Origin of the sequence: Pseudomonas sp. Leaf129 (genome assembly GCF_001423465.1) — a bacterium.
Lineage (GTDB): Bacteria > Pseudomonadota > Gammaproteobacteria > Pseudomonadales > Pseudomonadaceae > Aquipseudomonas > Aquipseudomonas coleopterorum.
This window is the reverse complement of the sequence record NZ_LMOC01000008.1, coordinates 132,173-144,505: the sequence shown is the minus strand read 5'-3', so window position 1 is coordinate 144,505 and position 12,333 is coordinate 132,173. Positions and strand designations below refer to the sequence as shown.

The 12,333-nt window shown below is 63.8% G+C and carries 12 protein-coding genes and 1 pseudogene; 11 read left to right on the top strand and 2 right to left on the bottom strand.

What is annotated here, in order from left to right; all coding sequences use genetic code 11:
* Positions 1-89 precede the first annotated feature (89 nt).
* Complete coding sequence (locus ASF66_RS14710; RefSeq protein ID WP_056844379.1) at positions 90-1,400, bottom strand: aminotransferase class I/II-fold pyridoxal phosphate-dependent enzyme; 1,311 nt, start codon at positions 1,398-1,400, stop codon at positions 90-92.
* Between the two features lie 28 nt (positions 1,401-1,428).
* Here ASF66_RS14710 and ASF66_RS14705 point away from each other — a divergent pair, with 28 nt between their 5' ends.
* The 4 genes from ASF66_RS14705 (at position 1,429) to ASF66_RS14690 (ending at position 3,844) form a co-directional block, all read left to right on the top strand.
* A complete protein-coding gene (locus tag ASF66_RS14705) occupies positions 1,429-2,127 on the top strand; it encodes a glutamine amidotransferase (protein ID WP_056844378.1) in 699 nt (232 codons plus the stop codon).
* A complete protein-coding gene (locus ASF66_RS14700; protein ID WP_056844377.1) occupies positions 2,124-2,831 on the top strand; it encodes an MOSC domain-containing protein in 708 nt (235 codons plus the stop codon). The genes ASF66_RS14705 and ASF66_RS14700 overlap by 4 nt, the downstream gene beginning before the upstream one ends.
* A 5-nt stretch (positions 2,832-2,836) precedes the next feature.
* A complete protein-coding gene (locus ASF66_RS14695; RefSeq protein WP_056844376.1) occupies positions 2,837-3,094 on the top strand; it encodes a hypothetical protein in 258 nt (85 codons plus the stop codon).
* Positions 3,095-3,235: 141 nt separating this feature from the next.
* Positions 3,236-3,844: a trimeric intracellular cation channel family protein gene (locus ASF66_RS14690; protein ID WP_043191159.1), complete on the top strand. Its 609-nt coding sequence runs from the start codon at positions 3,236-3,238 to the stop codon at positions 3,842-3,844.
* Here ASF66_RS14690 and queG read toward each other — a convergent pair.
* Positions 3,829-4,899 (bottom strand): tRNA epoxyqueuosine(34) reductase QueG, encoded by a 1,071-nt coding sequence (queG, locus tag ASF66_RS14685; RefSeq protein ID WP_049862042.1) that lies wholly within the window; start codon positions 4,897-4,899, stop codon positions 3,829-3,831. The two genes, ASF66_RS14690 and queG, sit on opposite strands and share 16 nt — an antisense overlap.
* Positions 4,900-5,040: 141 nt before the next feature.
* Here queG and ASF66_RS14680 point away from each other — a divergent pair.
* The 7 genes and pseudogenes from ASF66_RS14680 to hflX form a co-directional block, all read left to right on the top strand.
* Positions 5,041-5,847 (top strand): annotated as a pseudogene (locus tag ASF66_RS14680) (NAD(P)H-hydrate dehydratase); the annotation flags it as partial.
* Entirely contained in the window at positions 5,835-6,305 is a 471-nt protein-coding gene (tsaE, locus tag ASF66_RS14675) for a tRNA (adenosine(37)-N6)-threonylcarbamoyltransferase complex ATPase subunit type 1 TsaE (RefSeq protein ID WP_049862040.1), read from the top strand. The pseudogene ASF66_RS14680 and the gene tsaE, both read left to right, overlap by 13 nt.
* Before the next feature lie 16 nt (positions 6,306-6,321).
* Positions 6,322-7,731: an N-acetylmuramoyl-L-alanine amidase gene (locus tag ASF66_RS14670; RefSeq protein ID WP_049862039.1), complete on the top strand. Its 1,410-nt coding sequence runs from the start codon at positions 6,322-6,324 to the stop codon at positions 7,729-7,731.
* Complete coding sequence (gene mutL, locus ASF66_RS14665) at positions 7,731-9,626, top strand: DNA mismatch repair endonuclease MutL (protein WP_056844374.1); 1,896 nt, start codon at positions 7,731-7,733, stop codon at positions 9,624-9,626. Before ASF66_RS14670 ends, mutL begins: the two co-directional genes overlap by 1 nt.
* A 3-nt stretch (positions 9,627-9,629) precedes the next feature.
* Positions 9,630-10,601: a tRNA (adenosine(37)-N6)-dimethylallyltransferase MiaA gene (miaA, locus tag ASF66_RS14660; protein WP_056844373.1), complete on the top strand. Its 972-nt coding sequence runs from the start codon at positions 9,630-9,632 to the stop codon at positions 10,599-10,601.
* Positions 10,602-10,695: 94 nt separating this feature from the next.
* Positions 10,696-10,956, top strand: coding sequence for an RNA chaperone Hfq (hfq, locus tag ASF66_RS14655; protein WP_043191144.1), 261 nt, complete (start codon positions 10,696-10,698; stop codon positions 10,954-10,956).
* Between the two features lie 12 nt (positions 10,957-10,968).
* The gene (gene hflX / locus ASF66_RS14650; RefSeq protein ID WP_049862036.1) at positions 10,969-12,270 is read left to right on the top strand and encodes a ribosome rescue GTPase HflX; all 1,302 of its coding nucleotides are present in this window, start codon (positions 10,969-10,971) and stop codon (positions 12,268-12,270) included.
* Positions 12,271-12,333: the final 63 nt, after the last annotated feature.

Below are 12,333 nucleotides of genomic sequence, written 5' to 3'. Positions count from 1 at the left end.
AGGCCGGTATGGGAGCGGGTTCTCAGCCCATGACAAGCCCTTTGTGGGAGCGGGCTCTGCCCGCGAAGAGGCCCTCGAGCCAACCTCCCTCAATACACCCGACGCCGCGCTGCCTGCAATGCACTGGCGATATCGGCAGCCAGTCGCGCGATATCGGCCTCGGCCAGATTACCGACACTGACGCGCACCGCCGGCCCACTCTGCAATCGAAACGGACTGCCTGCCTGGACTGCCCAGCCTGCGGAGGCCAGGGCCTGCACCGTCGATGTTTCGTCAATGACCGGTAGCCACAGGTGCAGGCCTTCGCCTGAGCTGGACAGGCTCACACCCATGAGTTCGAGTGCCTCGACCAGCGATTGTCGACGGCTTCGATAGGCTGCACCCACTTCCGTCAAGCGGCCCGCCTGCAACATCGTGCTCCACAGATGGGCGGTCAGTCGCTGCAGCAGCAGGCTGACCCAGCGCGGCCCGACCCGCTGCTGGCGTTGCATCTCGCTATGCAAGGACGCGCTGGCGCCCGCAATCGAGACGCGCAGGTCGGGCCCGATGAATTTGCTGGTCGACAGCACATAGAGCCAATGCTGCGGCAGCGGTTGCAGGTCGATGGCCGGGGCCTGGCTCAACGGTCCCCAATGATCGTCGATCACCAGCAGGGTGTGCGGTGCGTCCTGCAGGACCGCTGACCATTGCCGCCAGCGCGGGGTATCGAACGAGCAGCCGGTCGGGTTCTGTGCGCGGGGCGTCAGTACCACGGCCGCCGCGCCACGCAGCACCTCCGGCGCCGGGGCCAGCGCGCCATGCTCGTCCATGCTCAATCCCCCTGGCTTGAGCTGCAGCCCGATCAGCAGGTCGCGCAACGGCGGCCAGCACGGGTCTTCGATCAGCACCGTGGCGCCCGGGCGGCAGCGTGCACGAAGCGCTCTCTCGACCGCATCCAGCGCGCCGCAATACACACCTACGTGCTCGCTGGGCAGTTGCTGGCTGTCGAGCCATTCGCGGGCCAGGCTCGACAACTGCGGGTCATCGCCGAACGGGTCGAAACCACTTTGGGTGACGTTGCGCAGCAGCCATTCGGGATCGGGCGCTGGCAGCAGCGTGGCATCGAGGTTGCCGCTGGCCATGTCGTACAGTCCTTCGGGAAGCACGAAGCCGTACTCGACAATTTCAGAAGCCGGCGCGCTGACCCGAGTCCCGCGACGCCCGTCGGTCACCACGGTGCCGCTGTCGCGCAGCCTTCTGTAGGCCGCCGCAACGGTATTGGGGCTGACCTTGAGCTGCACGGCCAGGTCGCGCACCGAAGGCAGCGAAGCGTTTTGAAGCAAATCACCTTGGCGTATCTGCCGCTCAATGGCCTCCGCGATCTCGACGGCAGTGGACGCATTCGTCAATAATGTATTCATACATTCATATTATTGTATTGGTACATAAATGAAAAGTGCGTTGGTAGTGCGGCATCTTGCCTTCGAAGACCTGGGCAGTCTGGCCTCGGTGCTGGAAGCCGAGGGGTATGAAATCGAAATGATAGACGCGCCACTGCACCCGCTGGCGTCTCTCGATGTGAAATCGGCAGACTTGTTGATCATTCTGGGCGGGCCCATCGGCGCGTTCGATGAGGCGCTGTACCCATTTCTGCTGGACGAGCTCGAACTCATTCGCCAACGCCTGGACAGCGGCAAACCTTTGTTGGGTATCTGCCTGGGCGCACAGCTGATCGCCCGCGCCCTGGGTGCGGGCGTCGCTGCCATGGGCCACAAGGAAATCGGTTTCGGCCCCATCACGTTGACCGACGCCGGACGCAACTCTGTCCTCGCGCCCTTGGCACAGGGAACCCCCGTGTTGCACTGGCACGGCGATCAGTTCGACATCCCCGCTCAGGCCGTGGCGCTCGCCGCCACCGACGCCTGTCCCCATCAGGCGTTCAGCCTGGGCAATCAGGTCCTGGCCCTGCAATTTCATCTCGAGGTGGCACCGCAGATGCTCGAAGCATGGCTCGTCGGCCATGCCAACGAGCTGCATCAGCAGCGTATCGACCCCCGCGAACTGCGTGCCCAGGCGCAGGCACTAGGCTGCACAGGCGCACAGGTAGCCAGCGTGATCCTGACCGACTGGCTGGCACGGCTGCGATGAGTGAGGAGCTGCCCACCATCGAATTGCGGCACGTGCTCGCCGGCACGTCGCGCCCCTTCACGCGCCCAGGCAGTTTCACCGGCATCGACAAGGTCCCGCTCCCCGGGCCGGTTGAGGTGGGAACACTGGGAATCATGGGCGATGAGCAGGGGGATCGCCGCATTCACGGCGGCTCCGACAAAGCCATTCACCATTATCCGTTCGAGCACTACCACGCATGGACACGGCTCATAGGCGAGCATCCACGCCTGGCACAGCCAGGTGCGTTCGGCGAGAACCTGTCGACTGTCGGTGTAGACGAAACCCAGGTGTGCTTGGGCGACATCTTTCGATGTGGCAGCGTGCTGCTGGAAGTCAGCCAGACCCGGCAGCCTTGCTGGAAGCTCAACGATCGCTTCGAAGTCAGCGATATGGCCTTGCGCATGCAAGCCAGTGCGATGACCGGCTGGTATTACCGGGTGCTCGAAAGCGGTGTCCTGCAGGCAGGCGACCCCATCGTGCTTCAGGATCGCCCAATCCCTCGATGGCCACTGCGCAAAGTCATCGCGCTGTTGTACGAGCGCTCGCTGGACTTCGATGAATTGAGCCAATTCGCGCAGTTGCCGCTCGTACCTTCCTGGCGCGCACTGGTGGAGCGACGCCTGGCAACGGGCCAGATCGAGAACTGGGCCAGCCGAGTGCTGGGTCCCCCTTCAGGAGAATAGAAACCATGCAGCACTTTCGCGTCATCGTTCAATTGCACCGAGTGTACTGGTGCCAGTTCGATATCGAGCATGCCGCTGCCGAGCATGCATTGGCCGATGTAGTCCGCCGTTTCCCCGAAGGCGAGGGCTACACCCTCGATATACAACGCAAGACGGGTGAGCGCCGGTTGCTGGAGTCCACGCCCGACGGGATTCGGTTGCTGTATGCGCAGGGCATGTTCGAACGCTTGAACGCCGAATGCAGTTCAGCCAATCAGAAATGACACGCCGGCCCTTCATTCCCGGCATTCATGAAGCGGACAGCGTCGGGTCGTGCCCGGTATCATGCTGCACCATCGCGCAGTCCGCATTCATGGCGGGCGATGCGTGGATCAACCCTCATTTGTCCTGACGTTCCGGTTCCCATGCTGCTGACCCTCTACCTCATCGCCATCACCGCTGAAGCCATGACCGGTGCCCTTTCTGCAGGGCGGCGCGGGATGGACTGGTTCGGTGTCGTGCTGATCGCCTGTGTGACCGCATTGGGTGGCGGCTCGATGCGCGATGTGTTGCTGGGGCACTATCCACTGACGTGGGTCAAGCACCCCGAATATCTGGTGCTGACCAGTGTCGCGGCGTTGGTGACGATCTTCATCGCGCCGCTCATGCGCCGCTTGCGCTCGCTGTTTCTGGTGCTCGATGCGCTGGGGCTGGTGGCGTTCACGCTGATCGGCACCATGACCGCGCTGGAGCTGGGTCACGATTATCTGGTGGCGTCCATCAGCGGCATGATCACCGGGGTGTTCGGCGGTATCCTGCGTGACATCCTTTGCAATGACATTCCCCTGGTGTTCCGCCGTGAGCTGTATGCCAGCGTTTCATTCGCCTCGGCCTGGTGCTTTCTGGGCTGCACCTACCTGGAACTGGTGCCGATTCAGGCGCTGTCGATCACCTTGTTCGGTGGCTTCCTGCTGCGCCTGTTGGCGATCCGTTTCCACTGGGAAATGCCCAAGTTCGTCTACGACGACCGTTGAGCATGGGCCGCCAGGGCCCATTCGACGTGTTCGCGGACCAGCTCGCTGGGGTGTTCGCGGCGCGTCTTCAGGGCTTCGAGTACCGGAATGCTCGATGGCGCGTTGCCCAACCCCACTGCCAGGTTGCGCAGGAAACGCTCGTAACCGGCGCGACGCAGAGGCGAGCCCTCGGTGCTGCTCAGGAAGCGCTCTTCATCCCACAGAAACAGCTGGGCCAGCTCGGCGTTGTCCAACTGGTGCCGCGGCTGGAAATCGCCTTCGCCCGAGGGGCGGGCGAAGCGGTTCCAGGGGCAGACGATCTGGCAGTCGTCACAACCGAACACGCGGTTGCCGATCAGCGGCCGCAACTCCGTGGGAATGGGGCCCTTGAGCTCGATGGTCAGGTAGGAAATGCAGCGACGGGCGTCCAGCACATAGGGCCCGACGAAGGCAGCGGTGGGGCAGATCTCCAGGCAGGCCGTGCAGCGTCCGCAGTGTTCGCTGGCGTGCGCCTCATCGACCGGCAACGGCAGGTCGACGAACAGTTCGGCGAGGAAGAAGTAGCTGCCCGCCTTGCGGTTGAGGACCAAGGTGTTCTTGCCGATCCAGCCCAGCCCCGCCTCCTGCGCGATGGCTTTCTCCAGCACCGGCGCACTGTCGACGAAGGCGCGAAAGCCGAACGGGCCGATGTCCTGCTGGATGCGCTCGGCCAGGTGCTGCACCCGTTTGCGGATCAGCTTGTGGTAATCGCGACCCAGGGCATAGCGCGAGACATAGGCTTTTTCCGGCTCGGCCAGGCGTTGCGCCATGTGCGTGTCGCCAGGCAGGTAGTCCATGCGCAGCGAAACGACGCGCAAGGTGCCGGGCACCAGTTGCTCGGGATGTGAACGCTTGCTGCCGTGGGCGGCCATGTAGTCCATTTCGCCATGGTAGCCAGCTTCCAGCCAACGTTGCAGGTGTTGTTCATGCTCGGCCAGGTCCAGGCCGGCGATGCCGACTTGCTGGAAACCCAGTTCGCGCCCCCATTGCTTGATGGAGAGCGCCAGGGCGGGAAGGTCGATGGTGAGAGCAGACATGCGAGCGAGGAAACCGGTGCGGAGGTGGGTATAATTCTGCCAGACATCGACAGCAAAGGTTCAAGCATGCCGCCAGACACGCAAATACCCGACGTAGTGCACAGTCAGCCAGCGGCCGCCGTGCCGCTCACCCCGGCCACCTTGCCGGTCCTGTCGGCGCGGCCGATGGATGCGCACAAGGGCATGTACGGCCGTGTGCTGGTGATCGGCGGCGACCACGGCACCGGCGGCGCGGCACTGCTCAGCGCCCAGAGTGCCCTGCGCAGCGGGGCCGGCATGGTCTCGCTGGCCACCCGCGGCGAGCACGTAGCGCCGGCGCTGGCGCGCCTGCCGGAAGTGATGGTGGCCGATATCGCCTCGGCCAATCAGCTCCTGCCAATGGCCGAGGCCGCTAGTGTGCTGGTGGTCGGGCCCGGCCTGGGCCAGGCCAGTTGGGGCCGCAGCCTGCTGTCGGTCGCAGCTAGCCAGGACAATCCCCAGGTGTGGGACGCCGATGCGCTGAACCAGTTGGCCCAGGGCGCCGTCACGCTGCCCGCCGATGCGGTACTGACCCCGCACCCTGGCGAAGCGGCGCGGCTGCTGGGCATTTCTACCCAGCAGGTGCAGGCAGATCGTCCAGCGGCAGCCCGGCGCCTGGCCCGGCAATACGCGGCGGTGTGTGTACTCAAGGGTGCTGGCAGCCTGATCGCGGCGCCCGATGGTCGCCTGGCGATCTGCGAGCACGGTCACCCGGCCATGGCCACCGGCGGGCTGGGCGATGTCCTCGCCGGGTTGATCGGCGCGCTACGTGCCCAGGGTCTGGACGGCTTCGATGCGGCGTGTCTGGGCGTATGGCTGCACGCCTGTGCCGGAGAACGGTCGGGCGAGGGCGGTCGCGGCCTGGCTGCTAGCGATCTGATCCCTGCCATTCGTCAGTTGCTCGAGGAGCATTACCCGTGTCAGAAGTAGAGATTTTCATTGAAGGCGAGGACGCGATGGTTGCGTTCGGTGCACGCATGGCAGAGGTCACTCAAGGCCATGGACTGATCTTTCTGGAAGGTGATCTGGGCGCTGGCAAGACCACCTTTTCCAGGGGCTTGATCCGCGGCCTCGGGCACGTCGGGGCGGTCAAGAGTCCGACCTTCACCCTGGTCGAGCCTTACGAAATCGGAACTATAAAAGCCTTTCACTTCGACCTGTATCGCCTTGTTGATCCTGAGGAATTGGAGTATCTGGGCATCCGCGACTACTTTGAAGAGGACGCCTTGTGCCTGATCGAGTGGCCCCAGCAGGGTGCGGGCTTTTTGCCAAAGCCTGACCTGACCATTACCATAAGCCCGCAAGCGGCCGGAAGGCTGTTGAAGTTATCGCCACAGGGCCCGCGCGGCGTGTCCTGGTGTGCCGCTGTGGCACAGAAATCCAAATAATTTGATGGGGTTAGGTATGCGCATTCGCGCGCTGGTCGCGGTCGTTGGTCTGATGTTGACGGGTTTTGTCGTCAATGCCGTGGCCGCTACACAAGTCAAGAGCGTGCGCTTGTGGCGAGCGCCGGACAATACCCGGCTGGTCTTCGACCTCACCGGCCCGGTCCAGCACAGCGTGTTCACGCTCACATCGCCCGACCGGCTGGTGATCGACATCAATGGCGCCACTGCGTCCGCCCCGCTCAGCGTCGCTCCAGGCGACTCGCCCGTCACCAGCGTGCGTTCGGCCCAGCGCACGCCCAACGATTTGCGTGTGGTGGTGGACCTGAAAAAGGCCGTCACCCCCAAAAGCTTCACCCTGGCGCCCAACCAGCAATACGGCAACCGGCTGGTGGTCGACCTGTTCGACTCGGCCGCCGATGCCGAACCAGCGCCGCCTCAGCCGGTCGTGGCCACCACACCGGCGGTGCCAGTCACGCCAACGCGCCCAGCTATCAAACTGACGCCAGTGCCCAGCGGCAAGCGCGATATCGTCATCGCCATCGATGCCGGTCATGGCGGCGAAGACCCCGGTGCTTCGGGCCCGCGAGGCCAGCACGAGAAGGACGTGGTGTTGCAGATCGCCAAGGAACTGCAACGCCAGATCAACGCCGAACAAGGCTTTCGTGCCGAGCTGACGCGAACCGGCGACTACTTCATTCCGTTGCGCGGACGTACCGAAATTGCCCGCAAGAAGGGCGCCGACCTGTTCGTTTCCATTCACGCCGACGCCGCGCCGTCCTCGGCCGCCTTCGGTGCCTCGGTGTTTGCGCTGTCCGAGCGCGGCGCCACCTCGGAAACCGCGCGCTGGCTGGCCGATACCGAAAACCGTTCCGACTTGATCGGCGGTGCTGGCAACGTCAGCCTGGACGACAAGGACCGCATGCTGGCCGGTGTACTGCTGGACCTGTCGATGACCGCTTCGCTGACCTCCAGCCTCAACGTGGGCCAGAAAGTGTTGAGCAACATCGGCCAGGTGACGCCACTGCACAAGCGTCGTGTCGAGCAGGCCGGGTTCATGGTGCTGAAATCGCCGGACATCCCTTCGATCCTGGTGGAAACCGGGTTCATCTCAAACTCCAACGAAGCCAACAAGCTGCAGAGCTCGGGTCACCAGCAGGCTCTGGCGCGCTCCATTCGTACCGGTGTGAAGCAGTTCTTCCAGCAGAACCCGCCGCCCGGGACCTACATGGCCTGGCTGCGTGACACCGGCAAGATCGCACGGGGCCCCAGCACCCACGTAGTGCGTCCCGGCGAAACGCTGGCCATGCTGGCCGCGCGCTACGACCTGGGCATTGCCACCCTGCGCAGCGCCAACGACCTGAAGACCGACGAACTGAAAATTGGCCAGGAAGTCACCATTCCCAGCACTGCCCTGGCGTCCCAGTAATGACTGAATCGGCCCGTATCGAGCTGCTCAGCCCGCGGCTCGCCAACCAGATCGCCGCCGGCGAGGTGGTCGAACGTCCTGCCTCGGTGATCAAGGAACTGCTGGAAAACAGCCTGGACTCGGGCGCTCGCCGCGTCGACATCGAGGTCGAACAGGGTGGCGTCAAGCTGCTGCGCGTGCGCGACGACGGCAGCGGTATCTCCGCCGACGACCTGCCCCTGGCGCTGGCACGCCATGCGACCAGCAAGATCCGCGACCTTGAGGATCTGGAACGGGTGATGAGCCTGGGCTTCCGTGGGGAAGCGCTGGCCTCGATCAGTTCGGTGGCCCGTCTGACCCTGACCTCGCGCACGGCCACTGCCGACCAGGCCTGGCAGGTCGAAACCGAGGGTCGCGACATGGATGCCCGCGTGCAGCCTGCCGCGCACCCGGTAGGCACCTCGGTCGAGGTCCGCGACCTGTTCTTCAATACCCCGGCGCGACGCAAGTTTCTCAAGACCGAGAAGACCGAGTTCGACCACCTGCAGGAGGTCATCAAACGCCTGGCGCTGGCGCGCTTCGACGTCGGCTTCCACCTGCGACACAACGGCAAGAGCATCCTCGGCCTGCACGAAGCGCATGACGAAACTGCCCGCGCCCGAAGGGTCGCTGCGGTTTGTGGCCCGGCGTTTCTCGAACAGGCGATGCCGATCGAGGTCGAGCGCAATGGCCTGCGTCTGTGGGGCTGGGTCGGTTTGCCGACGTTTTCCCGGAGTCAGGCCGACCTGCAATATTTCTTCGTCAACGGTCGAGCGGTACGCGACAAGCTGGTCGCTCATGCGGTGCGCCAAGCCTACCGCGACGTGCTGTTCAATGGCCGTCACCCGACCTTCGTTCTGTTCCTGGAAGTGGATCCGGCGGTCGTCGACGTCAACGTGCACCCGACCAAGCATGAAGTGCGCTTTCGCGACGGGCGCATGGTGCATGACTTCCTCTACGGCACATTGCACCGTGCCCTGGCCGACGTGCGTCCCGAAGACCAGTTGGCAACCGCGCCAACGCAGTCGCAGGCGCCGCGACCCAGTGGCGCGCAGGCCGGCGAGTTCGGTCCTCAGGGTGAAATGGGCCTGTCGGCGAACCTGCTGCAGCCGCCCATGACCGCACCGCAGTCGAACGGTGGTTCCGGTGGCGGTTACTCGTACACGCCGCGGCCGACTGCAGCCTTGCCGGTGGCCGAGGCGCAAAGCGCCTACCGGGAATTCTTCGCGCCGTTGCCGACCGCAGGCAGCAGCACCGCACCGATCCCCAGCCTGCCGCAGAGCCAGGGTGACATTCCCCCGTTGGGTTATGCCCTGGCGCAGCTCAAGGGCATCTACATCCTGGCCGAAAACGCACAAGGGCTGGTGCTGGTGGACATGCATGCGGCCCATGAGCGGATCATGTACGAGCGCCTGAAGATCGCCATGGCCAGTGAGGGACTGAGCGGGCAGCCGCTGCTGGTGCCCGAGTCGCTGGCCATGAGCCAACGCGAAGCGGACTGCGCCGAAGAACACGCGGCCTGGTTCCAGCGCCTGGGCTTCGAGTTGCAGCGTCTGGGGCCGGAAACCGTGGCCATCCGCCAGATTCCGGCGCTGCTCAAGCAGGCCGAAGCCAATCGCCTGGTCAGCGATGTGCTCGCCGACCTCATGGAGTACGGCACCAGTGACCGTATCCAGGCACACTTGAACGAATTGCTGGGTACGATGGCCTGCCACGGGGCGATTCGCGCCAACCGGCGCCTGGCCCTGCCGGAGATGAATGCCCTGTTGCGTGACATGGAAAACACCGAGCGCAGCGGCCAGTGCAATCATGGCCGACCGACCTGGACCCAGATGGGCCTGGACGATCTGGACAAACTCTTCCTGCGCGGGCGTTGATCGATGAGTGGCCTACCTCCGGCGATCTTCCTCATGGGACCTACCGCCGCCGGCAAGACCGACCTGGCCATCGAGCTGAGCAAGGTGTTGCCCTGCGAGCTGATCAGCGTCGACTCGGCGCTGGTCTACCGCGGCATGGACATCGGCACCGCCAAGCCGTCGCCCGCGGTACTCAAGGCCCACCCGCATGCTTTGATCGATATCCTCGACCCGGCGCAAAGCTACAGCGCCGCCGATTTCCGGCGCGACGCCCTGCAAGCCATGGCGCAGATCACCGCGCGCGGCAATATCCCGCTGCTGGTCGGCGGCACCATGCTGTATTTCAAGGCGTTGCTCGAAGGGCTGGCGGACATGCCCGGCGCCGACGCCCAGGTGCGCGCCGACCTGGAAGCGCAGGCCGCCCGCGAAGGCTGGCAGGCATTGCACGACCAGCTCGCGGCGGTCGATCCGGTGTCCGCCGCGCGCATTCATCCCAACGATCCGCAACGCCTGATCCGGGCGCTGGAGGTTTACCGCGTAAGTGGTTCGAGCATGACCGAGCTGCGCGCGCGACAATCTGCGCAAAGTACCGAACCAGGCGCATTGGCAAGCGGGCAATTGCCCTATACTGTGGCCAACCTGGCCATCGCGCCCGCCGATCGCTCGGTGCTGCATGAGCGAATTGCCATGCGTTTCGAACAAATGCTGGAACAAGGCTTCGTCCAGGAGGTCACTGCCTTGCGTGCTCGAAGTGACTTGCATGCTGGGCTCGCGTCTATACGAGCGGTGGGCTATCGGCAAGTCTGGGATCATCTGGATGGCAAGCTGACCGAGGTGCAGATGCGCGAACGCGGCATCATCGCCACTCGCCAATTGGCCAAACGGCAGTTCACCTGGTTGCGCGGTTGGGCCGATCTGCACTGGCTCGACAGCCTGGCGGGCGACAATCTGCCTCGCACCTTGAAATACCTGGGCTCGGCCTCCATATTGAGCTGAGTCCCGCAATTGCCGTCTATCCTTGGGGTCTGACGGTCAAAGCCTTCATCTTTTTACAGCTTTTCCACTATTGATCCTTAAAGGAGTGCGGCACATGTCAAAAGGGCATTCGCTACAAGACCCTTACTTGAACACCTTGCGTAAAGAGAAGGTCGGCGTCTCGATCTATCTGGTGAACGGTATCAAGTTGCAGGGCCAGATCGAATCGTTCGACCAGTTCGTCATCCTGCTGAAGAACACTGTCAGCCAGATGGTCTACAAACACGCGATTTCCACAGTTGTACCGGTGCGTCCGATTCGTCTGCCAAGCGCGACCGAATCCGAGCAGGGCGACACCGACCCAGGTAACGCTTGATAGGAGTCTGCCTTGTTCTTTGAGCGCCACGGTGGTGGTGAACGAGCGATCCTCGTTCATCTGGATGGTCAGGACCCTGAGGCGCGCGAAGACCCGCAGGAGTTTCAGGAGCTGGCCATCTCGGCCGGCGCCGAAACTGTCGCATTCGTCAATGTCGCCCGTCATCGGCCCAGTGCCAAATTTCTGATCGGCAGCGGCAAGGTCGAGGAACTGCGTGATCAGGTCAAGACCGAACACGCGGATCTGGTGATCTTCAATCACACCCTCACACCCAGCCAGGAACGCAACCTCGAGAAGATCTTCGAGTGCCGCGTGCTGGACCGTACCGGTCTGATCCTGGACATCTTTGCGCAACGCGCCCGTACCCATGAAGGCAAGCTGCAGGTCGAACTGGCCCAGCTCGAGCACATGAGCACGCGGCTGGTTCGCGGTTGGACTCACCTCGAGCGCCAGGGTGGCGGTATCGGCCTGCGCGGTCCCGGGGAAACCCAGCTGGAAACCGACCGGCGCCTGCTGCGTGTACGCCTGCGCCAGATCAAGCAACGCCTGGAGAAGGTCCGCAGCCAGCGCGAGCAGGCTCGGCGGGGGCGTCGGCGTGCCGATATCCCCTCGGTGTCCCTGGTGGGTTACACCAACGCCGGCAAGTCGACCTTGTTCAACGCGATCACTCGTTCCGAGGTGTACGCAGCCGACCAGTTGTTCGCCACGCTCGATCCGACCTTGCGCCGGCTCGAGTTGAACGATCTGGGGCCGGTGATTCTGGCCGACACGGTGGGCTTCATACGCCACCTGCCGCACAAGCTGGTCGAAGCGTTTCGCGCAACCCTCGAAGAGTCGAGCAACTCCGACCTGCTGCTGCACGTGATCGACGCCCATGAGCCCGAGCGCATGGCGCAGATCGAGCAGGTCATGGCGGTGCTCACCGAGATCGGCGCACAAGGATTGCCGATCCTCGAGGTGTATAACAAACTCGATCTGCTCGAAAACGTCGAGCCGCAGATACAGCGCGATGCGGACGGCAAGCCGGTCCGGGTCTGGGTATCGGCGCGCGACGGTCGCGGTCTCGAGCTGGTCAAGCAGGCGGTCGCCGAGCTGCTGGGCGAGGACCTGTTCGTCGGGACGTTGCAGCTGGGCCAGAAACTGGGCCGTCTGCGTGCCCAGCTGTTTTCGCTGGGCGCGGTGCAAAGCGAAGCGCATGATGAGCAAGGTGGCAGTCTGCTGGCAATCCGCCTGCCACGTGCGGAACTCAATCGCCTGGTCAGTCGCGAAGGCATGGAGCCCGCTGAATTCATCGAGCAACACACTTTGCAATAAAAGCCTGACGTGGCAGCTGTGCTGTCGTGTCGGGCATTCTGTAGCATTGGTCGGCGCGCCGTG

Excerpts from the sequence above, each read along its gene's own strand:
- ASF66_RS14710 (WP_056844379.1), bottom strand. The coding sequence starts at position 1,400 with ATGAATACATTATTGACGAATGCGTCCACTGCCGTCGAGATCGCGGAG.
- ASF66_RS14705 (WP_056844378.1), top strand. The coding sequence starts at position 1,429 with ATGAAAAGTGCGTTGGTAGTGCGGCATCTTGCCTTCGAAGACCTGGGC.
- ASF66_RS14700 (WP_056844377.1), top strand. The coding sequence starts at position 2,124 with ATGAGTGAGGAGCTGCCCACCATCGAATTGCGGCACGTGCTCGCCGGC.
- ASF66_RS14695 (WP_056844376.1), top strand. The coding sequence starts at position 2,837 with ATGCAGCACTTTCGCGTCATCGTTCAATTGCACCGAGTGTACTGGTGC.
- ASF66_RS14690 (WP_043191159.1), top strand. The coding sequence starts at position 3,236 with ATGCTGCTGACCCTCTACCTCATCGCCATCACCGCTGAAGCCATGACC.
- queG (WP_049862042.1), bottom strand. The coding sequence starts at position 4,899 with ATGTCTGCTCTCACCATCGACCTTCCCGCCCTGGCGCTCTCCATCAAG.
- ASF66_RS14670 (WP_049862039.1), top strand. The coding sequence starts at position 6,322 with ATGCGCATTCGCGCGCTGGTCGCGGTCGTTGGTCTGATGTTGACGGGT.
- mutL (WP_056844374.1), top strand. The coding sequence starts at position 7,731 with ATGACTGAATCGGCCCGTATCGAGCTGCTCAGCCCGCGGCTCGCCAAC.
- miaA (WP_056844373.1), top strand. The coding sequence starts at position 9,630 with ATGAGTGGCCTACCTCCGGCGATCTTCCTCATGGGACCTACCGCCGCC.
- hfq (WP_043191144.1), top strand. The coding sequence starts at position 10,696 with ATGTCAAAAGGGCATTCGCTACAAGACCCTTACTTGAACACCTTGCGT.